Source organism: Nocardiopsis sp. iso_186, from assembly GCF_056173365.1.
The window spans coordinates 5,488,978-5,512,957 of record NZ_CM149670.1 but is presented as its reverse complement, the minus strand read 5'-3'; the positions used below and the strand labels follow the sequence as shown (position 1 = coordinate 5,512,957).

General features: G+C 67.6%; 23 protein-coding genes, 2 tRNA genes and 1 other RNA gene. 18 read left to right on the top strand and 8 right to left on the bottom strand.

Features of this window, described 5'->3' with window-relative positions:
* The first annotated feature begins 69 nt into the window (after positions 1-69).
* From AC0VYP_RS24130 to AC0VYP_RS24120, 3 genes are all read left to right on the top strand, one after another.
* Positions 70-567, top strand: a complete 498-nt coding sequence (locus AC0VYP_RS24130) for a tRNA adenosine deaminase-associated protein (protein ID WP_285758009.1) — start codon at positions 70-72, stop codon at positions 565-567.
* The gene (locus tag AC0VYP_RS24125; RefSeq protein WP_475471978.1) at positions 564-1,055 is read left to right on the top strand and encodes a nucleoside deaminase; all 492 of its coding nucleotides are present in this window, start codon (positions 564-566) and stop codon (positions 1,053-1,055) included. Before AC0VYP_RS24130 ends, AC0VYP_RS24125 begins: the two co-directional genes overlap by 4 nt.
* A gap of 10 nt (positions 1,056-1,065) precedes the next feature.
* Positions 1,066-1,153: transfer RNA gene (locus AC0VYP_RS24120), tRNA-Ser, on the top strand.
* A 279-nt stretch (positions 1,154-1,432) separates the two neighbouring features.
* Here the strand turns inward: AC0VYP_RS24120 and AC0VYP_RS24115 are convergent.
* From AC0VYP_RS24115 to AC0VYP_RS24105, 3 genes are all read right to left on the bottom strand, one after another.
* A complete protein-coding gene (locus AC0VYP_RS24115; protein ID WP_475471977.1) occupies positions 1,433-1,816 on the bottom strand; it encodes a tyrosine-type recombinase/integrase in 384 nt (127 codons plus the stop codon).
* A gap of 534 nt (positions 1,817-2,350) precedes the next feature.
* Positions 2,351-2,509 carry an excisionase gene (locus AC0VYP_RS24110; RefSeq protein WP_475471976.1) on the bottom strand — a complete coding sequence of 53 codons (159 nt, stop codon included), beginning with the start codon at positions 2,507-2,509 and terminating at the stop codon, positions 2,351-2,353.
* Positions 2,506-2,628 carry a hypothetical protein gene (locus AC0VYP_RS24105; RefSeq protein WP_475471975.1) on the bottom strand — a complete coding sequence of 41 codons (123 nt, stop codon included), beginning with the start codon at positions 2,626-2,628 and terminating at the stop codon, positions 2,506-2,508. The genes AC0VYP_RS24110 and AC0VYP_RS24105 overlap by 4 nt, the downstream gene beginning before the upstream one ends.
* Positions 2,629-2,953: 325 nt before the next feature.
* Here AC0VYP_RS24105 and AC0VYP_RS24100 point away from each other — a divergent pair, with 325 nt between their 5' ends.
* On the top strand, positions 2,954-3,856 hold the full coding sequence (locus tag AC0VYP_RS24100) for a phosphotransferase enzyme family protein (protein WP_475471974.1): 903 nt from the start codon (positions 2,954-2,956) through the stop codon (positions 3,854-3,856).
* Here AC0VYP_RS24100 and AC0VYP_RS24095 read toward each other — a convergent pair.
* On the bottom strand, positions 3,853-4,644 hold the full coding sequence (locus AC0VYP_RS24095; protein WP_475471973.1) for a hypothetical protein: 792 nt from the start codon (positions 4,642-4,644) through the stop codon (positions 3,853-3,855). The genes AC0VYP_RS24100 and AC0VYP_RS24095 overlap by 4 nt on opposite strands.
* Between AC0VYP_RS24095 and AC0VYP_RS24090 the strand changes: the two genes are divergently transcribed.
* Positions 4,643-5,005, top strand: a complete 363-nt coding sequence (locus AC0VYP_RS24090; protein ID WP_475471972.1) for a hypothetical protein — start codon at positions 4,643-4,645, stop codon at positions 5,003-5,005. The two genes, AC0VYP_RS24095 and AC0VYP_RS24090, sit on opposite strands and share 2 nt — an antisense overlap.
* A 581-nt stretch (positions 5,006-5,586) precedes the next feature.
* Here the strand turns inward: AC0VYP_RS24090 and AC0VYP_RS24085 are convergent.
* Positions 5,587-7,098 (bottom strand): cryptochrome/photolyase family protein, encoded by a 1,512-nt coding sequence (locus AC0VYP_RS24085; RefSeq protein WP_475471971.1) that lies wholly within the window; start codon positions 7,096-7,098, stop codon positions 5,587-5,589.
* A 385-nt stretch (positions 7,099-7,483) separates the two neighbouring features.
* Positions 7,484-7,571, bottom strand: a tRNA-Ser gene (locus AC0VYP_RS24080).
* Between the two features lie 108 nt (positions 7,572-7,679).
* On the opposite strand from AC0VYP_RS24080, the gene ffs reads away from it, so the two are divergent.
* The 11 genes from ffs to AC0VYP_RS24025 all read left to right on the top strand — a co-directional run bounded on the left by ffs (position 7,680) and on the right by AC0VYP_RS24025 (position 20,058).
* An RNA gene (gene ffs, locus AC0VYP_RS24075) (signal recognition particle sRNA small type) lies at positions 7,680-7,775 on the top strand.
* Positions 7,776-7,948: 173 nt separating this feature from the next.
* Positions 7,949-10,021, top strand: coding sequence for a DNA polymerase III subunit gamma and tau (locus AC0VYP_RS24070; RefSeq protein WP_475471970.1), 2,073 nt, complete (start codon positions 7,949-7,951; stop codon positions 10,019-10,021).
* A gap of 288 nt (positions 10,022-10,309) precedes the next feature.
* Positions 10,310-13,876, top strand: a complete 3,567-nt coding sequence (gene dnaE, locus AC0VYP_RS24065) for a DNA polymerase III subunit alpha (protein WP_475471969.1) — start codon at positions 10,310-10,312, stop codon at positions 13,874-13,876.
* A 174-nt stretch (positions 13,877-14,050) separates the two neighbouring features.
* Complete coding sequence (locus AC0VYP_RS24060; RefSeq protein ID WP_285758746.1) at positions 14,051-14,386, top strand: YbaB/EbfC family nucleoid-associated protein; 336 nt, start codon at positions 14,051-14,053, stop codon at positions 14,384-14,386.
* 169 nt (positions 14,387-14,555) lie between these two features.
* A complete protein-coding gene (gene recR, locus AC0VYP_RS24055; protein WP_285758015.1) occupies positions 14,556-15,155 on the top strand; it encodes a recombination mediator RecR in 600 nt (199 codons plus the stop codon).
* A 218-nt stretch (positions 15,156-15,373) separates the two neighbouring features.
* Positions 15,374-16,645, top strand: a complete 1,272-nt coding sequence (locus AC0VYP_RS24050) for an aspartate kinase (protein ID WP_349497186.1) — start codon at positions 15,374-15,376, stop codon at positions 16,643-16,645.
* Positions 16,642-17,700: an aspartate-semialdehyde dehydrogenase gene (locus AC0VYP_RS24045; RefSeq protein WP_475471968.1), complete on the top strand. Its 1,059-nt coding sequence runs from the start codon at positions 16,642-16,644 to the stop codon at positions 17,698-17,700. The genes AC0VYP_RS24050 and AC0VYP_RS24045 overlap by 4 nt, the downstream gene beginning before the upstream one ends.
* 244 nt (positions 17,701-17,944) lie before the next feature.
* Positions 17,945-18,163: a hypothetical protein gene (locus AC0VYP_RS24040; protein WP_285758017.1), complete on the top strand. Its 219-nt coding sequence runs from the start codon at positions 17,945-17,947 to the stop codon at positions 18,161-18,163.
* A 432-nt stretch (positions 18,164-18,595) separates the two neighbouring features.
* Positions 18,596-18,811, top strand: coding sequence for a hypothetical protein (locus AC0VYP_RS24035; RefSeq protein ID WP_285758018.1), 216 nt, complete (start codon positions 18,596-18,598; stop codon positions 18,809-18,811).
* 381 nt (positions 18,812-19,192) lie between these two features.
* Entirely contained in the window at positions 19,193-19,405 is a 213-nt protein-coding gene (locus tag AC0VYP_RS24030; protein WP_285758019.1) for a hypothetical protein, read from the top strand.
* A 434-nt stretch (positions 19,406-19,839) separates the two neighbouring features.
* Positions 19,840-20,058 (top strand): hypothetical protein, encoded by a 219-nt coding sequence (locus tag AC0VYP_RS24025; protein WP_285758020.1) that lies wholly within the window; start codon positions 19,840-19,842, stop codon positions 20,056-20,058.
* A 202-nt stretch (positions 20,059-20,260) separates the two neighbouring features.
* Here the strand turns inward: AC0VYP_RS24025 and AC0VYP_RS24020 are convergent, their stop codons facing one another.
* Positions 20,261-21,013: a GntR family transcriptional regulator gene (locus AC0VYP_RS24020; protein WP_475471967.1), complete on the bottom strand. Its 753-nt coding sequence runs from the start codon at positions 21,011-21,013 to the stop codon at positions 20,261-20,263.
* 2 nt (positions 21,014-21,015) lie between these two features.
* Positions 21,016-22,812, bottom strand: coding sequence for a S9 family peptidase (locus AC0VYP_RS24015; protein ID WP_475471966.1), 1,797 nt, complete (start codon positions 22,810-22,812; stop codon positions 21,016-21,018).
* A 140-nt stretch (positions 22,813-22,952) separates the two neighbouring features.
* Between AC0VYP_RS24015 and AC0VYP_RS24010 the strand changes: the two genes are divergently transcribed.
* Both AC0VYP_RS24010 and AC0VYP_RS24005 read left to right on the top strand, forming a co-directional pair.
* Positions 22,953-23,576 carry an NADAR family protein gene (locus tag AC0VYP_RS24010; RefSeq protein WP_475471965.1) on the top strand — a complete coding sequence of 208 codons (624 nt, stop codon included), beginning with the start codon at positions 22,953-22,955 and terminating at the stop codon, positions 23,574-23,576.
* 70 nt (positions 23,577-23,646) lie between these two features.
* Entirely contained in the window at positions 23,647-23,979 is a 333-nt protein-coding gene (locus tag AC0VYP_RS24005) for a PLD nuclease N-terminal domain-containing protein (RefSeq protein ID WP_475471964.1), read from the top strand.
* Position 23,980: the final 1 nt, after the last annotated feature.

Sequence of the window (23,980 nt, the reverse complement as noted above, 5' to 3'; positions counted from 1 at the left end):
TGCCCACACGCACGAGTCGAGTCCGGGGCGTGCCACCGCGCGCCCCGGGGGCAGAGGTGGGAGTCAGGGGTGTCGATTTTCTCAGTCGTGTTCTCCCGTGCCTCGCGAGGGTGGACCGGAGTCGAGGTTGACCTGGCCGAGGTCGAGGGCATCGACGACGTAGCCGACCTGATGCGCGACACGGCCGCCGCCTTGGACGCCGACGAAGCCACGATGCTTCTGTTCGCGGAGGCCGACGACGAGTGGTTCGGGATCGTCCGGGTGGACGACCACAACGATCCGCGCGTTTTTCTCTCCGACGTCCGGGCCGTCCAGGACAACCCGGTCGCCGAGCTGTTCCTGGAACCCGGCGCACAGGCCCAGCCCGAGGACGAGGAGGGCGAGGGGGCGGCGCAGACCCCCTATCCCGGACCGGTGGGCGACACCGGGCTGCTCAGCGACCTCGGTACCACCGCCGACGAACTCATGGCGCTGACCCTGAGAGAGGGCCTGCTGCCCGCCGATGCGCTCGCGGTCGTCGCCGACCGCGCCGGGTTCGCCGAAGCCCTGGACGTCATGCGGGTATGACCCTTTCCACCCCCCGGGCGCGTCACGACGCGGCCCTGCGCCTTGCCCTGGAGCAGGCCCGGCTGACCTCTGCCAGCAAAGACGTCCCGGTCGGTGCGGTCGTCCTCGATCAGGGCGGCCGGGTCATCGGTACCGGCCGCAACGAGCGGGAGGCCACCGGCGACCCCACCGCGCACGCTGAGGTGGTGGCCCTGCGGGAGGCCGCTCGAACAGTGGGCGAGTGGCGGCTCACCGGCTGCACGCTCGCGGTCACCCTCGAACCGTGCACGATGTGCGCGGGGGCGGTCGTGCTGTCCAGGGTGGAGTGCCTGGTCTACGGTGCCCGCGACGACAAGGCCGGCGCGGTGGGGTCCCTGTGGGACGTCGTCCGCGACCGCCGCCTCAACCACCGCCCCGAGGTGGTCCCCCCGGACCTCGTCAACGCCGGCCTGTCCGCCGAGTGCGCCCGATTGCTGACCGAGTTTTTCGCACACCGTCGTTTCCGGTAGGGTTACCCGTGGTGGAGTCGCATAGCGGCCGAGTGCGCACGCCTCGAAAGCGTGTGAGGGGAGACCCTCCGTGGGTTCAAATCCCACCTCCACCGCCAAAGGCCAACGTTCACCCAGGTGAGCGATAGTGCCAGGCAGTTAAGAAGGTCGGCCCCCACGAGCCGGTACGGATTCCGTACACACGGCTTGCAGGGGCCGACTTTTTGCGTTCTAGGGCTTGGCTCTTCCCAGCACCGCCGTTCGGCGGACATCCATCGCGTCCGCCACCTCGTCGAGGCGGTCAGGAAACAGGTGCCCGTAAGTGTCGAGGGTCATGGTTGCCGAGGCGTGCCCGAGCATAGTCTGCACGACCTTGAGTCGGCCCCGGCCGCGATCGCCTACGAGGCGGCAGTGTGACGCAGCTCGTGCGGGGTGAGCCCGATACCGTCCAGTCCGGCAGCGCCCACGGCCTTGTTGAACTCCCGGTTGCGCCAGTTCCGGATGCGCAAAGGCACCCCCCGCTTGGTCGTGAACAGCAACTCGTCGGGGGAGCGCCCCTCCACCAGCGGTCGGAGGTCGCCGACGAGGGAGGCCGGCACCGGGACGGTACGCCGCTCACCCGTTTTGGGCACCTGCTCCAAGAGTTCGCCCTTGACCTCGCTGAAGGCCATCGCCACCCGGATACGCCGACGCTCCAGGTCCACCCGGTTGACCCTCAGAGCAGCTGCTTCCGACCAGCGGAGCCCGGTGTAGGACAGGAGGAGCAGCAGCGCCCGGTTCACCGCTGAAGCGGCCTGAGGACGGTCGTACTTGGTCCGGGGCCACGCGGCCGCGTCTGCGAGGCGCCCAGTCCCGAGCCGCCCTCGTCACGGGGCCGATGAAGCTCGGAGACCCAGACCGCGATGTCCTCGTGGTGGATCGCCGTCAACGGAAGGTCGCCTCACCGGTCCAGGATGTGCGTGTCCAACAGGCCCCGGTACTTCCACCACGTCGAGAGCTTGATGTCGGTCCTCGTGGAAAGCCACTTCTCGGCCATCACGACGAAGGTCACCTTGCCTTCCGAGGGGGCGCGGTAAATGCCGACCGCCAGCTGTGAGGAGATCTCGTTCCGGAACGCCTCAGCCGCCCCCCTTTTTTTTTGTCGAAGACCCGCGCCTTGGGCTTTCCGGCAGGGTCGTACCAGCGCACTCGCCAACGGTCAGGAGGGACGCGTCCGGCCCTCTTGGCCTTGGCCACAGCCATCCCAACAGTCCGCGTGCTCGGTGCGGTCCTCGATCCATACGCGCGCCATGGGAGCCCTCCCTAAGGCTGTCGGGTCACCCAGGCGTGAACTCGGTGGGGACGTAGCGGACGTGGCGGCCGTCCCGGTGCGAGGGAGGGCCGACGCGGCGGCGCCACTGCGACAGGGGGGCCGCAGGAACGCCCAGGTACGCGGCGGCTTCCTGGGGCGACCAGAGCCGTTCGAGGGTCTTCACGGGGTGCCTCCCTGAAGGGTGTGGCCGGTGACGAGCGAAGGGAGGGCGAGCTCGTCGAGGGTGAGCCTCAGGTAGCGCCAGGAGGACAGCACCTCACCGAGCTCATCGACGTTTTGCACGGCCATGTTCCCGAGCCGACCAGCCACCGCGTGCGCGAGGGCTGTTTTACCCGAGCAGCTCGACCAGGTGAGCTTGAGCAGCATGGCGCCAGAGTGCCAGCAGCAAGGTACTTTCCACGGTTGGTTTCCTCCGGCCACGCACCTTCGCCTACTGTCGGTGCTGGACGCGGAGGCGCTGACCTTCGTGCTCCAGAGACGATCAGCGAGGTCTTGGGCGCATCACTTGTTCTGCCAGGGTTGCGCGTGCGCTGGGTTTCGCGGGTACGGTCCATGGTGGGCACGGATCGTACTCGTTACTACCTGTGGTACAGGGAGGTCGGACGGTGTGACGACGAACGAACGAACCGCGTTCGACTCCGCAACGGCAGGGAACATCTTGCGTAAAGCCTGCGAGCTGGCCGGTTTGGCCCCTGACGGGATCGAAATGCTGCGGCTTGGTGATCACGCGGTGTTCCGCGTCAACGGCGGGCGAGTCGTGTCGCGCGTCGGACGACACGCCGACCGCCTGCCGTCCGTGCGTCGGGAGGTCGCAGTGGCGCGATGGCTCGAAGGTGAGGGCTACCCGTCGGCGCGACTCGTCACGGAGGTTGAACAGCCTGTCGTCGTCGATGGACATCCGGTGACCTTCTGGGAAGGGCTGGCCAACGGCGAGAAATACGCCAGCACGCGTGAGATGGGTGAACTCCTGAGGCGGCTCCACGGACTGGAACCGCCGTACTTTCCCCTGCCTGAACTCCGCCCCTTCGACAAGGTCAGGTTGCGCCTGGGGAGCGCTGAGATTCGTGCCGAGACTCGCGCGTATCTAGCCGGGCTGGCCGAGGAGTTGGCGGCCTATTATCAGGAACTGGAGTTTGTTCTTCCACCAGGGCATCTGCACGGTGACTTCAACGTTGGCAATGTCTTGCGAGACGCGGGAGGCCACCCGCAGATCATCGACCTGGACGATTTCGTAACCGGTCCCCGTGAGTGGGACCTCATACAGACAGCCATGTATTACGACAGCTTCGGCTGGCACACGGAAGCCGAGTACGCCGACTTTGCGGACGGCTACGGCTTCGACGTCCAAAAGTGGGCCGGATACACCGTGCTCCGCAGTATCCGCGAACTGCTGATGGTCACCTGGCTCTCGCAGAATGCCGGCGCGGATCCGCGCGTCGCCGAGGAAGTCGAGAAGCGCGTCGAGACGCTGCGGTCTGGTGGCTCACGGCGAGCTTGGGCGCCGTTCTAGGCAGATCCGGTTTGCAGCCAGAGGCGGAAGCCGCGGGCTTCTTCCGCGAAGTCTCGGAACTCCGCGGCTCGCCGAATACCGTCCGTGACGCGGCCCTGAAACTCCCGCACGTACTGCAGACAGCGTGCCGACTTCAGGCCCTCACCGAGGCTCAGCGCGCTCAGGGCGATCTCGAAGCCGCGGCTGATCTCACCTTGGTTGATGTACGCCTCGGCCTGCACCATCATCGCGAAGAAGTCACTGCGGGTGTTCATACCGTTGCCGAAGATGGAGCCTGCGCCCCGTTCCGTGGCCTCGGCTGAGCGTCCCAGGTCGCGAAAGCAGTGGCCGATCTCGGCAGCCAGCTCTACCTCGTCGAAGTACGAGATGTACGGCGGGTCGCTGTCGGCTGTCCTTTGGCCGAGTCGGCGTTCTGCCTCCACCAGGGCGAGGTCACAGCCTCGGACGTCGCCAAGACGAGCCAGAGCCCGCGCCTCCATCGCGCGGAACTGTGCGGCCATCGTCGGCCCCAGGCTTGTGGCCGGGTTCGTGTACGCGGCTCGGGCGAGAGTCACAGCGTCCTGGTACCGGCCTGTGAACGTGGCCTGATGGCTCATCGCGGACAGAATGCTTGCGCCCAGACGACTGTCACCAGCCGCCTGTGTCATGCGAAGGGCTTGGATGAAGTATCGCTGGGCGATGCCGTGTAGGCAGCTGTCATACGACATCCATCCAGCAAGCAAGAGAGCCTCGGCCACAGCCGCGTGCAGCTGCCTGCCCACAGCGTCGGAGTACTTCCCGTCGAGCATGCTGAATGCTTTTGCGGTCGAGCGCACCATTTCCACGTCCACGGCACGATTCTCCAAGCGCTCCTTCGGAGATACCCAGAACCTCCCCGTCGTCGTCCTGAAGGACCATGCCGAGGAGACGCTCGGCGCGCTCGTCAGCCGGACGCTGGACTTCGCTCCCAGCATCTCCGCCGTGCGCCGTGTAGCTCAGCAGAAGGGCTTGCGCCTGATCCGTGAGTCAGACGGAGAGCAGCAGGTCACGCCACTCGTCGAGGCTTCTGTTCAGCAGACGCTCGGTGACGTCGTGAGCGAGATCGGGGCGCTCGAAGGTGCCGAGCTGTACTTGAAGGTGGGTCGCAAGGTCGCGCGCATCGAGCTCTGACAGCAGGTGTGGCGCCCACTCACTTGCGTGAGTGGGCGCCACACTTGTTTCCGGCTTTCCTGCCGCGGTTCTTCTCAGAGGTGGATACGTCCCTCCAAGCTCAAATTCCGGCTCAAGGGTCGCCATCCAGATGAGACCGGGGTGCACGAACGGAGTGCGCAGTGCGTGCGGCCGGGCGGGACGTGCCCTGAGCCACACTCCACACTCGTTTTCGCAGGTGGGTGGCGGACGGAACGTTTGACCGGATGCTGCGGACCGCCCAGGCCAAGGCGGACGCGGCGGGTGACATCGACTGGCTGGTGTCCGTGGACTCCACCGTCGTCCGTGCCCATCGTCGTTGCCGGTCCCGCCGGCAGACGGTTCCACGTCCTGTTGTGGCGGCCTCCCACCGCGTGACGAGTTCTCGTCTTCTCGCCTTGTTCACACGCGGCCCTCCGAAGAGTGCCGGCCTCCCGTCCCGCCGGCCTTTCGGGAGCCGGCGGCCCCGGGCGACAAATCCCCTTGTCCGCTTCCTCTTCCCGCGGGCCAGGTGCGGACGCACTCCTCCTACTTCCCCCGTCCATTGCGGGGACGGCCGCCCGTCACGGCGGCGCGGCACCGCGCTCGGCGGTCTCCTCCAGCAGTTCGGGGAGGTCGTTCAACCGGTCGAGCCCTTTGACGGCGCGGGCCATCCGGTGGTTCGAGGAGAGGACGTCGCGGTGCCTGTGCAGGAAGGACCAGTACCCGGCCGTGTAGGGGCACGCCTGCTCGCCGACGCGTTCGGAGGGCCGGTAGACGCACGGTCCGCACAGGTCGCTCATCCGGTTGATGTAGGCGCCTCCGGACGTGTAAGGCTTGGTGGTCATGAGACCGCCGTCCGCGTACTGCGACATGCCGATGACGTTGGGGAGCATCACCCAGTCGTAGCCGTTGACGAAACAACGGTGGAACCAGTCGGTCACCGCGGCCGGGTCCCAGCCGTCCTGCAGGGCACGGCTCCCGAGGACCATCAGCCGGGGGATGTGGTGGGCCCATCCGGTGTCGCGTACCTGCGCCAGGGTCGTGGACAGGCAGCGGGCATCCACCGACTCCGCGTCCAGTTCGGCGAACCAGTCGGGCAGCGGGGCACGGTGGTGCAGGGCGTTGCGGCTCCGGTAGTCCTCCCCGAAACGCCAGTAGAGGTGCCAGACGTACTCCCGCCAACCGGCGACCTGCCGGATGAAGCCCTCCACGCTGTTCAGAGGTGCCGCACCGTCCAGCCACGCCTGTTCCGCGCGGTCCACGCACTCGGACGGGGCGAGCAGCCCCAGGTTGAGCGGAGCGGAGAGCCGGCTGTGGCTCAGCACGGGATCGGCGGCGAGCATCGCGTCCTCGTAGGGGCCGAAACCGGGCAGGCGGTGGGAGAGGAAGTGTCGAAGCGCCGCCAGCGCCTCCCGGCGTGTGGCGGGGAACCGCCTCGGACCGTCGCGGCCGACGAAGGACACCACGCCGTCACGTTCCCAACGGTCGAGGTCGCCGCGCACCTGTGCGTCGATCTCGTCCTCGACGGGCCGCCACGGATCGGGGAGGTCGAGTCCTTTCCCGCCGCGGGGAGGGGGCTCGCGGTTGTCGTGGTCGAGGTTCCACCGCCCGCCGGCCGGCCGGTCGCCCTCCATGAGGATGTCGTGTTCGCCGCGCACCCAGCGGTAGAAGTCCTCCAGTCTGGTGCGACGCCCAGCAGAATGCCCCGCCGTCCACGCGTCGAAGGCCGAGTGCGATACGAGGAAGCCCTTCGCGGGGAGCACCTCGACCCCGGGCAGCGATTCGACCAGTCCCAGCGCGCGTCGGGACGTCGGATGGCAGACCGTCACCGGCGTCGTGCCCACCGCCTCGGCCAGACCCTCGCGGTACGTCCCCGACCGGACGTAGCTGACCCGGTCGCCGAGTTCGGCCGCCCGGTGCCTCATCGCGGAGAGGACGAGGTGCGCCTTGGCCCGATGGAACCGTTGACGGCCCAGGACGGACAGGGCCTCGATCATGACGACGGGGGCGTCGGCGTCGGGGCCGTCTCCTTCGGGGGCCAGGAAGTGGGGGCCGAGCTGGTCGCCGAAGAGCCAGTGCGTGCGAACCGTCACTTGGGTGCCGACTCCCTGCCGTCGTGGTGGACCGGCAAGCGCGCACCGGTGCGGGCGGGCCGTGGCCCTGGACGGCATAGTAACTCCGGGTGGTCGCACGATCACGGCTGTTGACACGTCGGCATGTCGTCGTGTTGACGCCTTTTCCGACGATCCGCGGTGTTCTGTTCGGGGCAGCTCGGGGCGTGGTCCGGGGTGTCCGGCCCCGTTGCCGTTCTGCTCCGGCGCCACTGAGAAGCCCGGGATGGGGAGCGGTCGGGGGCCTCCCGGCCGAGGAAGAGGACTCCGGCCTCGGAACGATCGCCTGAGACGAACTGGGACCACCAACACCGAAGGGCCCCACCGCAAGCGGTGGGGCCCTTCGACGTCGTGCCCGGTGAGGCACTGGCGGAGGATACGAGATTCGAACTCGTGAGGGGTTGCCCCCAACACGCTTTCCAAGCGTGCGCCATAGGCCTCTAGGCGAATCCTCCACGGACAACTGTACATGGAACGGGGTGGTGGTCCGAACGGAGATCCGTCGCGGATCCGAATGGGGGCCGCTGTGGCGCGGGGAAGCCGAGAACCCTATAGACTGCGGAGCAGACCCCTCGTGCGGCGTCACCTTATGAACCTCCCCAGGGCCGGAAGGCAGCAAGGATAAGTAAGCTCTGGCGGGTGCGCGGGGGGTCCTTTGTCTTTTACGGGGCTGCTGCGCCCCAAGGCCCGCGTCCACGACCGGTTCAGGCGGACGGGCTCCGCGAAGTCGGCCCGCCCTGTCACCGGGACGGGGTTGAATGGGTGGCGTGGACGCCACCGACGGCCCTGTGACCGCGCAGCGCCGGTCCGCGGAGGGAGCAGTGAGCGCGCCGTGAGCATCGCTCTGTATCGCAAGTACCGCCCCGCGACCTTCGCCGAGGTGCGCGGCCAGGAGCACGTCACCGATCCACTGCGCCAGGCCCTTCGCAACGGCCGGATCAACCACGCCTACCTCTTCAGCGGTCCGCGCGGCTGCGGAAAGACCTCCAGCGCCCGCATCCTCGCCCGCTCCCTCAACTGCGAGCAGGGACCCACGCCCGATCCCTGCGGCACCTGCGACTCCTGCGTGGCGCTGGCCCCGGACGGCGGCGGCAGTATCGACGTCATCGAGATCGACGCGGCCTCGCACGGCGGTGTGGACGACGCCCGCGACCTCCGGGAGCGCGCCTTCTTCGCCCCGGTGAACTCGCGCTACAAGGTGTACATCATCGACGAGGCGCACATGGTGACCCGCGAGGGCTTCAACGCGCTGCTCAAACTCGTCGAGGAGCCCCCGCCGCACCTGAAGTTCGTGTTCGCCACGACCGAGCCCGAGAAGGTCATCGGCACGATCCGCTCGCGCACCCACCACTACCCGTTCCGGCTGATCCCGCCGAGCACGCTGCGCGAGCTCATGGAGCAGATCCTCGCCGACGAGGGGGTGGCCTTCGATCCCGCCGCCCTGCCGCTGGTGGTGCGGGCCGGTGCGGGGTCGGCTCGGGACTCGCTGTCCATCCTCGACCAACTGCTCGCCGGATCCGACGACAAGGGCATCACCCGCGAGGGCGCGGTGCAGCTGCTCGGCTACACCGACTCCGGCCTGCTCGGCGAGATGGTCGAGGCGTTCGGCGCCCGCGACGGTGCGGCCGCCTTCGGCCTGATCGACCGCATGGTGGAGGGGGGCCACGACCCCCGACGCTTCACCGCCGACCTCCTGGAACGCGCCCGCGACCTCGTGGTTCTCGCCGCGGTGCCCGACGCCCTGGACAAGGGCCTGATCAACGTGCCACCCGACGCGGTCGAGCAGATGCGCGACCAGGCGTCCAGGATCGGCCCGGCGGAGTTGACCCGGGCCACCGACATCCTCAACACCGGCCTCACCGAGATGCGCGGAGCCACCTCCCCCCGGCTGCTGCTGGAGCTGCTGTGCGCGCGCATCCTGCTGCCGGGCGCGGCTCCGGCGGGCGACGAGGTCGCCATGGCGGCCCGCGTCGAGCAGTTGGAGCGCCGTGTCGCCCAGGGTGCGGTGGCGCCACCGCACCAGGCCGTCCCGGTACACCAGGCCCCGCCGCCCCCTGCCGTCCAGCCGCCGGCTCCTCAGCCTGCGGCCTCTCCTGTCGAGCAGGCTCCCCAGCGCCCGGCTGATCCTGCCCCGCCCGAGCCCCCGGTTCGCCAGGAGCCGCGCCAGGCCCCCGCCGACGACTGGGGGACGCCCGCGTCGCGTGCCCCCGCCCCTCAGCCGCAGCAGGACCCGCAACAGTCGGCCACCCCTGCGCAGGGACGCCCCGCGGGCGGACTGCCCGACGTCGCGACCCTGCAGGGGGCGTGGCCCCAGATCCTGGAGGCGGTCAAGCGCCGCCGCCGGTTCACCTGGATGATCCTCACCGGTGGCAACGAGGTGCAGGTCGTCGGGGTGGAGGGCAACGCTGTCCAGCTTGGTTTCGCCCGCCCAAACGACGCAAAGGGCTTCTCCAACAGCGGCAGCGACCAGGTGGTCGCCGGCGCGATCCAGGACGTGCTGCGGGTGGAGATGCGCGTGGCCGCCACGGCTTCCGGCGCGGGACCGGCCCCCGCGCCCAAGCCGCAGCGTCAGACTCCGCCGCCCCAGCAGCAGCAGGCTCCCGAGCCCTCGGGCTGGGAGACGCCGGCGGCACCGCCCCCGCCCTGGGACGACCGTCCGCCGTTGCAGGACCCCCCGCCCCCGGACGCCTGGGACTCCGCGGCCCCGTCCGCACCCGCACCCGTGCGCCCGGAGAAGCCCGAGCCCGTTCGCCCCTCCGCGCAGCCGGCTCCGGTGGACGACACCCCTCCCGGCCCGGAGGACGCCGCCGAGAACGACCTCGACGAGGATTCCTTCAAAGGTTCGCTGCTGATCGAGTCCGAGCTCAACGGCAAGCTCATCGAGGAGATCGACCACACGGCCTGACCTGTCGCGCCCGGAGCACCGTCGAGTGACGCACGCGACATGTCGATTCGGCGCTTTGGCGCCGAGTCGGCGAATCGCCCTGCCCATCGTGGCGCCACTCGCCGTTGCGGCCCGCCGGAAGGGCGGGGAAGCGCGGTTCTTCGCTCGTTCCCCGGTGCTGGAAGGGGCGGCTGAGCGGTCCGCATTCGGCTTACCGAACACCTCGGGTTGAGCGGGGGAGCCTCCGCGATAGGGCTAGTCTCAGAAGTCATCACCCGTTCATCGAGCCGCATTTGGGGTACCCGCGCCGTGACGACCGATCCCTTCGTTCACCTGCACGTTCACACCGAGTATTCGATGTTGGACGGGGCCGCGAAGCTGAAGCCGCTGTTCGCTGAGGCCGCTCGGCTGGGGATGCCCGCCGTCGCCATGACCGACCACGGCAACATGTTCGGGGCCTATGAGTTCTGGAGCCAGTCCAAGGGCTCCGGGGTGAAGCCGATCATCGGTATCGAGGCCTACGTCGCGCCCGAGTCGCGGTTCCACAAGCAACGGGTTCGCTGGGGGCGCGGCGGAGGGGACGATTCCGCCGCGGAAGGGGGCAAGGACATCTCGGGTGGCGGCCGCTACCTGCACCTGACGATGACCGCACGCAACGCCCAGGGGCTGCGCAACCTGTTCCGGATGTCGTCGCTGGCCTCCATCGAGGGCTACTACATGAAGCCCCGCATGGACCTCGAACTGATGGCGCAGTACAGCGAAGGCATCACGGTCACCACGGGCTGCCCCTCCGGGGGGGTGCAGACCCGGCTGCGCCTGGGCCAGGAGCGCGAGGCGATGGAGTACGCCTCGTCCCTGCAGGACATCTTCGGGCGCGAGAACGTGCTCATGGAACTGATGGACCACGACCTCGGCATCGAGCGCGACATCCGCAACGGACTGCTCAAACTCGGCAAGGAACTCGGGATCCGGCCCGTGGTCACCAACGACTCCCACTACGTCACCGAGGACCAGGCGGCCGCGCACGACGCGCTCCTGGCGGTGGGCGTGGGCAAGAACCTCGACGACCCCACGCGGTTCCGGTTCAACGGCTCGGGCTACTTCCTCAAGAGCGCCGATGAGATGCGCGGCATCAACTCCTTCGACGAGTGGGCCGAGGGCTGCAAGAACACCCTGTGGGTCGCGGAGCAGGTCGAGGAGGGCGCCTACGACGCCGTCTTCAAGCACCGCGACCTGATGCCGCGCTTCCCGGTGCCCGAGGGCGAGACGCAGTCGAGCTGGTTGCGCAAGGAGGTCGAGCGCTGCCTGCCCAGCCGCTTCCCCGACGGGGCCGACCAGGAGACCCGGGACCGCATCGAGTACGAGTTGACCATCATCGAGGAGATGGGCTTTCCCGCCTACTTCCTCGTGGTCGCCGACATCTGCCAGTACGCGCGCCGCAGCAAGATCGCGCTCGGTCCCGGCCGGGGGTCGGCCGCGGGATCGATGATCGCCTACCTCCTGGGGATCACCGACCTCAACCCGATCCCTTACGGGCTGCTGTTCGAGCGGTTCCTCAATCCCGAGCGCGTCAGCATGCCCGATGTCAACCTGGACTTCGACGAGCGCAAGCGCGGTGACATGATCCGCTACGTCACCGAGCTCTACGGTGACGAGCGCGTCGCCCAGATCCTCACCTTCGGCACCATCAAGGCGAAGGCGGCCATCAAGGACGCCAACCGCATCCTCGGGTTCCCTTACGCGTTGGGCGACAAGGTCACCAAGGCGTTCCCGCCCGCCGTGATGGGCAAGGAGATCTCGCTTTCGGCGGTCTACGACGAGAACGACTCCCGGCACCACGAGGCCGGCGAGCTGCGTCAGATGATCGACTCCGAGCCCGACGTCCGCAAGATCTACGAGACGGCCAGCGGTATCGAGGGCCTGACCCGTGGCACGGGCGTGCACGCGGCCGGGGTCATCCTCTCCGCCGAGCCGCTGCTCGACGTCATCCCCATCCACAAGCGCGACTCCGACGGCGCCATCATCACCGGTTTTCCCTACCCTCAATGCGAGGACATGGGTCTGCTGAAGATGGACTTCCTGGGGCTGCGCAACCTCACGATCATGGACGACGCGGTCCAGAACGTGAAAGCCAACGAGGGCATCGACCTCGACCTCCCCAGCCTGCCACTGGACGACAAAGCCACGTACGAGCTGCTCAGTCGCGGTGACACCTTGGGCGTCTTCCAGTTCGACGGCGGCCCGATGCGCGCCCTGCTCAAGCGCATGCAGCCCAAGTACTTCAGTGACATCTCCGCGGTGAGCGCCCTGTACCGGCCCGGTCCGATGGCGGCCAACGCCCACAACGACTACGCCGACCGCTCCAACGGCCGCCAGGAGGTCACGGCGATCCACCCGGACCTCAAGGAGGCCCTGGACCCGATCCTGTCCGAGACGTATCACCTGCTCGTGTACCAGGAGCAGATCATGGCGATCGCGCAGCAGCTCGCCGGCTACACGCTGGGTGGCGCGGACCTGATGCGTCGCGCGATGGGCAAGAAGAAGAAGGAGGCGCTGGAAAAGGAGTACGTCACCTTCAAAGCCGGCATGTTGGAGAAGGGGTTCTCCGAGGAGGCCATGCAGGCCCTGTGGGACGTCATGCTCCCGTTCTCCGGCTACGCCTTCAACAAGTCGCACTCCGCCGCCTACGGTGTCGTCTCCTACTGGACCGCCTACCTCAAGGCCAACCACCCGGCGTCCTACATGGCCGCGCTGCTCACCTCGGTGGGCGACGACAAGGACAAGATGGCCGTCTACCTGGCCGAGTGCCGCAAGATGGGCATCAAGGTCATGCCGCCCGACGTCAACGAGTCCGGTCTGCGCTTCACAGCGGTCGGCAAGGACGTCCGCTTCGGCATGGGGGCGGTGCGCAACGTGGGCGCCAACGTCGTGGCCTCGGTGGTCAAGACCCGTGAGGAGAAGGGCAAGTTCGCGTCCTTCGTCGATTTCCTGTCCAAGATCGAGGTCACCGCCTGCAACAAGCGCGTCATCGAGTCGCTGGTCAAGGCCGGAGGGTTCGACTCTTTGGGGCAACCGCGCCTGGACCTCTACCGCCATCACGAAATGGCGGTGGACGCCATGATCGGTGCGAAGAAGCAGGAGGCCAACGGCCAATTCGACCTGTTCGGTGGGGGGGACGACGACGGCGACTCCTCCTCGGCGCCCATCGGTCTGGACATCAACTGGCGCGAGGAGGAGTGGGACCGCAAGACCAAGCTCGCCTTCGAGCGGGAGATGCTGGGCCTGTACGTGTCCAGTCACCCCTTGGCGGGCACGGAGCGCATCCTGGCCCGTTCGCGCGACGCCTCGATCCTGGAGGTCGTCAACGGTGAGCGCCGCGGCAACGACGAGGTCCGTGTGGCCGGGTTGATCTCCAAAGTGGAGAAGCGCGTCAACAAGGCCGGAAACCAGTGGGCCATCGCCACGGTCGAGGACCTGGACGCGGCGGTCGAGGTCCTGTTCTTCCCCAAGACCTACCCGCTCTACATCGACGCCCTCGTCGAGGACACCGCCGTCACCGTCAAGGGTCGGGTCAACGACCGCGACGGCGCGTACTCGCTGTTCGTCTCGGACATGTCCATTCTGGACATCTCGGGGGCGATCGACGGCGAGGCCCCCGTGACGTTGCGCCTCCAGGAGAACCGCATCACCAACGACCTCGTGGTGGAGCTGCGCCAGGCGCTGCGGGCGCAGCGGGGGGAGACACCGGTGCACATCCGGGCGGACAACCCGCTCAAATCCCGGATCTTCGCGCTGCCCGACTACCCGGTCAGGGTCGGCCCGGCACTGTTCGGTGAGCTCAAGAGCATTCTCGGCCCGGACGCGATCCAGTACTGACGGCGTCGTCGCCACCCGGCCCGGGCCGGGTGGCACGGTGCTGTGCCGCTTCGCTGTTTTGGCCGGTGCGGGCCGCTGCGAATACTCGCCGGGGCGTGGCGCGTGATCGAGCGGATACGCTCGCAAGCACGTACATCGCAGGCAAGGAGCGAAGCAGTGAACCCTGGCGGCGGAATGGACATGCAGGCGATCCTGCAGCAGGCCCAGCAGATGCAGCAGCAGCTGATGGCCGCGCAGCAGGAACTGGACGAGGCCAAGGTCGAGGGGACCTCCGGTGGCGGCCTGGTGACGGTGACCGTGAGTGGGCGGGGCCAGGTCGAGGACATCAGGATCGACCCCAAGGCGGTGGACCCCGACGACGCCTCCGAGACCGCGCAGACCATCGCTGACCTGGTGCTTGCCGCAATCCGCGACGCAGAGCGCGTCGTCGAGGAGTTGCAGCAGCAGAAGATGGGACCGTTGGCGGAGGGCATGGGCGACGGCGGTATGCCCGGACTGCCGGGCTTCTAGTCGGGCGGTCGGCCGGTCCCGGCTCTGTCGAGCGCTGTGAGCGCTGTGTTCGGGAGCAACTCCCTTCCGGGGGGCGGGATCGGCCGACCGACCGCGGCGGGGTGGAGTCGCGGGTGGTGTGCGGCTCCACTACCTTGGTAGGTGCCACTACTCCACGAACAGGCGGACGATGTACGAAGGCGCGGTTCAGAATCTGATCGACGAGCTCGGGCGACTGCCCGGTGTCGGTCCGAAGAGCGCCCAACGTATCGCTTTCCACCTGCTCTCCGCCGAGACCGCCGACGTCAAGCGGCTGGTCGGCGCACTAGTGGAGGTCAAGGAGCGGGTTCGGTTCTGCTCGGTGTGCGGCAATGTCGCCGAACAGAGCGAATGCCGGATCTGCCGGGACCCCCGTCGCGACGCAGCGGTCATCTGCGTCGTCGAGGAGTCCAAGGACGTCGTGGCCATCGAGCGCACGCGCGAGTTCCGTGGTCGCTACCACGTGCTGGGCGGGGCCATCAGCCCCATCGAGGGTGTGGGGCCCGACGACCTGCGCATCAGAGAACTGATGACGCGCCTCTCCGACGGCCAGATCACCGAGCTGATCCTGGCCACCGACCCCAACCTGGAGGGCGAGGCGACCGCCACGTACCTGGCGCGCCTGCTCAAACCCATGGGGCTGAAAGTCACCCGGCTGGCCAGTGGCCTTCCCGTGGGCGGCGACCTTGAGTACGCCGACGAGGTCACCCTGGGACGGGCCTTCGAGGGCCGCCGCGCACTCGACTTCTAGACGGACTTCCCAGCCCCCTCGCCCCAGAGTTCCTGTGGCGCGAACCAGCGAAAACCATCGAGTACTGAGCGTATTCGCCTGGTTCGTGCGTATTCGTCCGTCTTGTGGGTAAGCCCTCGCCTCGATGGCTTCGCCCAGGTGGGGCGGGTCCCCGAGAAACCCGATCGCTAGACTTGCTGGCTGGTTACTTTGAACTCAACTCCCCAGGAGCGCCGACCGTGGCTCTAATCGTGCAGAAGTACGGTGGATCTTCCGTGGCTGACGCGGAAGCTATCAAGCGAGTGGCTCAGCGGATCGTCGCTCAGAAAAAGGCGGGCTACGACGTGGTCGTCGTGGTCTCCGCCATGGGCGACACAACCGACGAACTTCTCGACCTCGCCGAACAGGTCACGCCGCTGCCGCCCGGCCGCGAGCTCGACATGCTGCTGACCGCCGGTGAGCGCATGTCCATGGCGCTGGTCGCCATGGCCATCGGCAACCTCGGTTACGAGGCCCGTTCCTTCACCGGTTCGCAGGCCGGTGTCATCACGACGTCCCTGCACGGCAACGCCAAGATCATCGACGTCACACCAGGACGGATCCAGGAAGCCATCGACGAGGGTGCCATCTGCATCGTCGCCGGCTTCCAGGGCGTGTCCCAGGACAGCAAGGACATCACCACGCTGGGCCGGGGCGGCTCCGACACCACTGCCGTCGCGCTGGCCGCCGCGCTCAACGCCGACGCTTGCGAGATCTACAGCGACGTGGACGGCGTCTTCACCGCAGACCCCCGTATCGTGCCGACCGCCAAGCGCATTCCCAAGATCTCCTACGAGGAGATGCTGGAGATGGCCGCCTGCGGTACGAAGATCCTGCACCTGCGCTGCGTCGAGTACGCCCGCCGGTACGGCATTCCGTTGCACGTCCGCTCATCCTTCAGCCAGAACCCCGGTACCTGGGTCGTCTCGGAAGTTGAGGAAACCGAAGGCATGGAACAACCGATCATCTCCGGCGTCGCGCACGATCGCAGCGAAGCCAAGATCACGGTCGTGGGCGTCCCCGACCGTGTGGGCGAGGCCGCCGCGATCTTCAAGGTGCTCGCAGAGGCCGAGATCAACATCGACATGATCGTGCAGAACGTGTCGGCGGCCTCCACCTCGCGCACCGACATCTCCTTCACCCTGCCGGCCGACGCCGGGCAGACCGCGCTGACGGCGTTGAAGAAGATCCAGGAGAAGGTCGGCTTCGAGTCGCTGCGCTATGACGACCAGATCGGCAAGATCTCCCTGGTCGGAGCCGGGATGCGGTCCTACCCGGGTGTCACCGCGCGGTTCTTCGACTCCATCGCCCGGACGGGGACGAACATCGACATGATCTCCACCTCGGAGATCCGGATCTCGGTCATCGTCAACCAGGACGACGTGGACGCCGGCGTCGCGGCCGCGCACACCGAGTTCCAGTTGGACGCCGACCAGGTAGAGGCTGTCGTTTACGGAGGTACCGGCCGATGAGCAACCGTCTTCCCACCCTCGCCGTCGTCGGTGCCACCGGTGCCGTGGGCACCGTCATGCTGGGCATCCTCTCCGAGCGGGAGAACGTCTGGGGCGAGATCCGACTGATCGCCTCGGCCCGTTCCGCGGGCCGCAAGCTCACCGTGCGGGGCGAGGAGGTCGAGGTTCAGGCACTGGCCCCCGAGGTCTTCGACGGCGTGGACGTCGCCATGTTCGACGTGCCCGACGAGGTCTCCAAGGAGTGGGCACCGATCGCGGCCGCCCGCGGTGCGGTCGCCGTGGACAACTCCGGCGCGTTCCGAATGGACGACGACGTTCCCCTCGTAGTTCCCGAGGTCAACGCCGACCAGGTGCGCAACCGTCCGCGTGGCATCATCAGCAACCCCAACTGCACCACGTTGTCGATGATCGTGGCCTTGGGGGCGCTGCACCGTGCCTACGGCCTCACCAATCTCGTCGTCTCCTCCTACCAGGCCGCCTCCGGTGCCGGGCAGGAGGGCATCGACACGCTGCACGACCAGATCGCCAAGGTCGCGGCCGACCGCACGCTGGGAAGCACCGCCGGTGACGTACGCGCCGCGGTGGGCGAGCTCGGTCCGTTCCCCGCCCCGTTGGCAATGAACGTGGTGCCGTGGGCGGGGTCGCTCAAGGACGACGGATGGTCGTCGGAGGAACTCAAGGTCCGCAACGAGTCCCGCAAGATCCTGGGGCTGCCCGACCTCAAGGTCTCGGCCACCTGCGTGCGCGTCCCGGTCATCACGACCCACTCGCTCACCGTCCACGCGACCTTCGCCTCCGAGGTCAACGCCGAGGCTGCCCGCGAGCTCCTTGCCGCCTCGCCCGGTGTCGAGGTCCAGGACGACCCGGCCAACGGGGAGTACCCGACCCCGGCGGACGTGGTGGGCACCGACCCCACCTGGGTGGGCCGGATCCGTCGTTCCATCGACGACCCCAACTCCCTCGACCTCTTCCTGTGCGGTGACAACCTCCGCAAGGGGGCGGCGTTGAACACCGCGCAGATCGCCGAGGTCGTGGCTCGGGAATTCACCGGCTAACGCGGTATTCGTCATTCGATAACGGTTTTGGTGCAGGTACGCGGCGGTCCGCCCCATAGGGGGCGGGCCGCCGTTACTGCATCTGGTCGAGCAGAAGTGTTTTTCGGGTAAAAGAACGGGGATTCGGTGTCCCGTGCGTTTGGCGGACCACCATAATTAGGGACTGTCGCAATCAGTAGTTGAATGTGCACCCTCAGGAATCACGCCTGATCGGGTGTTGTCTCTTGATGATGGGATGGGTTCGATGCGTCGAATCGCGAAGCTCGTTGCTGTTGGTGCCATCGGCGCCGCCCTCGTGGGGTTCGGAGCTCCCGCCGCGTCCGCCACGAGCCACGGGCACCAGCACCAGCACGTCACGCAGTGTGTGAACGAGCAGGAGGCCACCGGTCTGGGTGGCCTGTTGCTCGGACTCGGGCTCAACCTCAACGTGCTCAACCAGTGCTACGCCTACAACAACAACTAGGGCGGTAGTGCGGGGCGCGTCGGTCGTTCAGGGGGGATGTGCGGGCCTTTCCGGTCCGCAGTCGCTCGGGCGGCGCGGCAGAACGGCCGCCTGTCTTCGACCGGGCGCGGATCCGCGATTTCGTCTCTGATCGCCCTTGTTTCCTCGCTTCGGATTGTCGGGATCGTGGATTCGGGTTTTGTCCGATTGTGCGGTATTCCCCGAGCAATACCGGATTTGGTGCAGGTGGCTGGCGGTCTGTCCCTATAGGGGCGGACCGCCATTGCTGTGTTCGGTCAGGTAATGGTTTTCTCCGGGTAAAAGAATCGGAATTCTGCTGCCCGGATGTTTGGTGGCCGCCATAATCGAGAACTGTCACAATCGGTAACAAGGCAAGTGCTTTCAGGAATCATGCCTGTTTGAGTACTGCCTCTTCATGATGGGATGGGTTTGATGCGTCGAATCGCGAAGCTCGCTGCTGTTGGTGCCATTGGCGCCGCCCTCGTGGGATTCGGAGCCTCCGCCGCGTCCGCTACGAGCTTCGGGCACCAGCACCAGCACGTCACGCAGTGCACGCAGGACCAGCCGTCCACCGGCCTCGGCGGCCTCATCGGCGCGGGGCTCGGCCTCAACGTGCTCAACCAGTGCTACGCCTACAACAACAACTAGTGCGGTGATACGGGACGCGGCGTCGTCCGGGTAGGACTCGCGGGCCTCTCCGGCTCGCGGGCCCCGGGGGAGCAGCCGCCCAGCCGGCTGGTCGCCGTCCCGTGCATCGCTTCCCGCTTCTTCGTTCCCGTCTCTGATTGCTGGGGAGTGCGGACCGGGGGTCGGGTTGCGCAATCGGGCGGCGGTCCATTCCTTGTGGATGGGCCGCCGTTTCTGTGTCTGGTGGGGCAACGGTGTTCTTTGGGCAAAGGAGCGGGGATTCGATGCCCCGTGCGTTTGGGGAGCCCCGATGATTGGGCAGTGTCACAATCAGTAACCGGGTGGGCACTCTTAGATGTCATGCCCGTTCAGGCACTATCTCTTGATGATGGGATGAGTTCGATGCGTCGAATCGCGAAGCTCGCTGCCGTTGGTGCCATTGGTGCTGCCCTCGTGGGGTTCGGGGCTCCCGCTGCCTCTGCCGTGAGCAGCGGGCACCACCACGAGACGGTCAAGCAGTGTGTGCAGGACCAGCCGTCCACCGGCCTGGGCGGCCTGATCGGCCTCGGCGCCGGCGTCAACCTGCTCAACCAGTGCTTCGGCTCCAACCGCTAGTGAGGTGACGCGGGACGCGTTGACCGTCCGGGTGGAACGCGCGGGCCTTGCCGGTCCGTGACCGCCGGGATGACGCGGCGGAGCGGCCGCCCGGCCATGGCCGGCAACTGTCCCGCACCATCGCCTCGACTTCTCTTCGTTTCCTCGACTCGGATTATCGGGTTCGTGGCTCCGACGGTTGCCGGGCGACGCGGTATTCCTTGGGAAATACCGGCTTTAGTGCAGGTAGGCGGCGACTTGCCCCGTAAGGGGCGGGTCGCCGTCCCCGTGTCTGGTCAAGGGGGAGCTCTCTTCGGGCAAAGGAGCGGGGGATTGGGTGTCCTGTGCGTTTGGGGGGCCCTGATGATTGGGCAGTGTCACAAGTAGTAGCCGGGTGGGCACTCTCTGGTGTCATGCCTGTTCAGGTAATTTCTCTTTATGATGGGATGAGTTCGATGCGTCGAATCGCGAAGCTCGCTGCCGTTGGTGCCATTGGTGCTGCCCTCATGGGGTTCGGAGCTCCTGCCGCCTCCGCTGTGAGCAGCGGGCACCACCACCACCATCAGGATGTCACGCAGTGTGCGCAGGATCAGCAGTCCAGCGGCCTGGGCGGCCTGCTCGGTGTTGGGCTCGGCCTCAATGCGCTCAACCAGTGCTTCGGCTCCAACAGGTAGCGCGGGGCGCGCGCTCGTCCGGGGGAGGTGCACGGGCCTTTCCGGCTCGTGACCGTTTGTTCGGTGCGGTGGCACAACCGCCCGACTCCGGCTGACCGCCGTCTCACAGCACTGTCTTCGGGCCCTCTTCTGCGTCAGTCATGCGGGAGGGGGCCTCCGGTGTTCTCTGCCTCATCCAGCGCGCGGGCCTGTCCGAGCCGGGTCAGCGTGCAGTCGGACCGCTGGCCCCGACCCCTGGGGTGCGCGGGCGGTTCAGGCTCAACCGGTAGATGAGACGGCAGTTCTCCGCCGAGGCGATCAGATCGGAGGTCTCCACCGGGCGCTGTCCGTTGAAATGGGTGCGCTGCACCAGTAGCGCGGGAAGACCGGGGGGCAGATCGAGCGCTTCGGCCTCGGGGCCGCGAAGGGCGCGCACCGAGACCTCCTCCTCCACGCGGTCCACGAACACGCCTGCTGCGGCCAGCCTGTCCAGAACGCTCGCCGTCGGTGCCTCGCCGGGGGCCCTGCTCGTGTTGAGCGTGAGAATGACGGGTTCCCAGGAGGTGTGCAGCGCAACGGGAACACCTTCGTCACGGCTCACGCGCTCGGTTCGGTACAGGGGCTCGCCGGGACGCACTCCCAGTCGGTGTTGTGTCGCCCTGTCCGCCCCTTCGCTCCGGGTGTTCGGAAGGTCGCCGACCAATGGGCCCACCGGGTGGCCCGCGTAGCGATCGGTGCGCGGGAACCGGTAGGCGCGCTGGGGTTCGCGCACGTAGTATCCGGAGCCCGGACGGCTTTCCAGTAGTCCTTCGGTGAGCAGTAGCCGCAGCGCGTTACGTGCCACTTGTTCGCTCACGGCGAAATTACGCGAGAGCTGGGCCCGGGAAGGGACACGCGCTCCCAGCGCCAGCCGACCGTCCAGGATGGACCTGCGCAGTACCTCTGCCAGCCAGAGGTAGCGCGGTTGCCCGGCCACGACTAGGTGAGTGGGGTGGCCGGGTCCTGCTGTCCGGTACCAGTGCCTCTCAGCGCGAACTCCAGCTCCGCCGCCATGTGCCGGATGCGTTCCTCCACGACGAACGAGCCGTGGCCGGCGTTGAACCGGTACACCTCAAACGGTCGCCCCAGCTCGGTCAGCCGGGCGAGGTAGTTGTCGATCTGACGGATCGGGCAGCGCGGGTCGTTCTCCCCGGCGAGGATCAGTACGGGGACCCGCACGTTCTCGGCATAGGTGATGGGGGAGGACTGCCGGTACAGGTCGGGGACCTCTTGGGGGGAACCGCCGAACAACGAGCGGTCGAACGCACGCAGCCCTTCCATCTCGTCCTCGTAGGCGGCCTCGTAGTCGGCCACCGGGACCACCGCGATCCCCGTTGACCAGTCCTCGGGGTACACCCCCAGGCCCAGCAGGGTGAGGTAGCCGCCCCAGGAGCCGCCCTCCAGGACCAGTCGTCGGGGATCGGCCAGCCCCGACCCCACCGCCCAGTCGCGGACCGCTTTGATGTCTTCCAGCTCGGTCAGTCCGACCCGTCCCTCCAGGGCGTCGCGCCAGGCACTGCCGTATCCGGTGGAACCGCGGTAGTTCACACGCACTACCGCGAAGCCGTGGTCCACCCAGGCGGCCACGTCGGGGGAGAAGGAGTCGAAGTCCTGGGATTGCGGGCCCCCGTGCACGGTGAACACGGTCGGATAGGGGGAATCGCCCTTCTCCGGGATGGAGACCAGTGCGTGCACGGGACCGCCGGGGCCCTCCACGGTGGCGTTGACGACCGGAACCGACGGCGGCGCGGGCGCCCCCGGCGGGGCCAGCACGACCCTGTCGGAGGAGTCGCGGACCATCGGCGGAGACTCGGAGCTGGACCAGGAGTACTCGACCGTGCCCTCAGGGCGCACGGCCGCACCCGCCACCAGGCCGCGGGGAGTAGGGACGAGAGTGGTCGTGTCGGTGTCCAGGTCGTAGCGGTGGAGCGTGGTGCGGGCTTCGTGCTTCTGTGACACCAGCAGCGCCCGACCGTCGGGGTACCACCCGGCGGACAGCTCACCGGGCAGGTCCAGGGCGAGTTCGCGCTCGGTTCCGGCCTCCGCGTCCCAGATCAGCGGTTGCCTGGTGCCCTGTCGCTCGTGCAGGACCAGCAGCCGGTGGTCGGTAGGCGCGAACTTCACCGGTGTGAGGTCCTTGCCAGGGCCGTCCCACAGGTCGGCCACGGGCTCCGCCGTCGCAGTCGCGATGTTCAGTCGCAGGACCCGTACCGCACTGTGCCGGCTGTCGCCGTGCTCGCTGTGGGCGATGGCGAACAGCGACTCGTCGGTGGAGAGGTCCGCAAGATCGCCTTCTTCGCGGTGGGAGTACAGCACGGCCGGTGGTGCCCCTGGTACGCCGAGGTGCACCGAGAAGCCGCTGTCGGTTGACCGTCCCACCAGGGCCGCCCCGGAAGCCCCCAGAGCGATTCCCCCCTGGTAGGAGGGGGAAAGCCCCGGGATGGCGATGTCGTCGGCGCCACCGGTGAAAGGCTGGCGGCGCCAGACGCCGAACTCGTCGCCGGCAGTGTCGTCAAACCACCAGATCGATTCTCCCGTGGGGTCGATCACCGCCGCACTCGTACCGTGCTCGCGCTTGGTGACCTGTCGTTGATCGCCGTTGGCGCGGTCCCATGCGTAGATTTCCCAGGCCCCGCTGGAATCGCTGCGAAACAGCGCCCGATCGGGTGCCTCCCGAGCCCAAGACGGGAGACTGATCCTGGCCGCACGGAACCGGTCCTGCCAACGTTCGCCCATGATCCCCAGTAAAGCAGTCGGGATGTCGGCCCCGGCAGCGAACCCGGCAGTTGCCGGGGCCACCTCCGGCCAGCCCGACTGCGATTGCCCACTGACAAAATCGCTGGTGTGAGGGGGATCTCGGCGCGGACAATACCTCCATGGACATCGGGTCGCCCACCTCCGTTCCCGAGCTGCCGGCCGCGATGGACGGCGGGAGCCGCACGAAATTCCTGTTCTTCTGGAGCCACCACCAGCCCGGAGCGGGCTGTCTCAGCCAGTGGGCTCCGGTCGGCTTTACGGTGAAAGGGACCGACTATCCCACCGCCGAACATTGGATGATGGCACGCAAAGCCGACCTGTTCGGCGACACGGCCGCCCGCGCCCGGATCCTCGCAGCCGGCAGTCCGGGAGCGGCCAAAGCACTCGGGCGGTCGGTACGCGGCTTCACCGAGCGCACGTGGCAGGAGCATCGCCTGGACATCGTTGTCCGCGGGTGCGTCCACAAGTTCGCCCAGCACCCCCGGCTGCGCGACTACCTGTTGGGCACCGGGAACCGGGTCCTCGTGGAAGCGAGTCCGGTCAACCGCATCTGGGGTATCGGTCTGGCCGCCGACGACGAACATCCCCAGGACCCCGCGTCATGGCGGGGAGATAACCTCCTGGGATTCGCCCTGATGCGCGCACGCGCCGAACTCACCCCTTCCAGCGGCTGGCGCACGGCCCGCGGCGCGGGTGAGAAACGGTTCCGCACTTGGCAAAGTCGCGACTTTGACAAGCCTTGAGTTGTTCGTGTCGCCACACGGGTACCCCTTTGACCATCTGGCCTTTCGACCTGGGGGGATTCGCATGGGAATGGACGAGACAGGGGCCGCCGGCGGGGCTTTCGCCACAGCCGCTCTCATCATCGGAGCAGTGCTCGCGCTGTTGGTACTCGTGCTGATCATCGCGGCGCTGATCTCTATCCTCATCCACAAGAACCTCACCGCCGGCGGCAAACTCCTGTGGGTCCTCGGGGTGCTCTACCTGCCTGTTCTGGGAAGCGTCGCGTGGTTCGTCGTCGGGAAGAAGGGCTACCTCAACCGACTGGTCGGAGTCGACAAGGGCTACCGGCGCGAGGCGGTGTCCCCGGGGCAGCACTCGGACCAGCGGCACGGCCCCCACGGTCTCGGAGGTGCGCCTGCCTGAC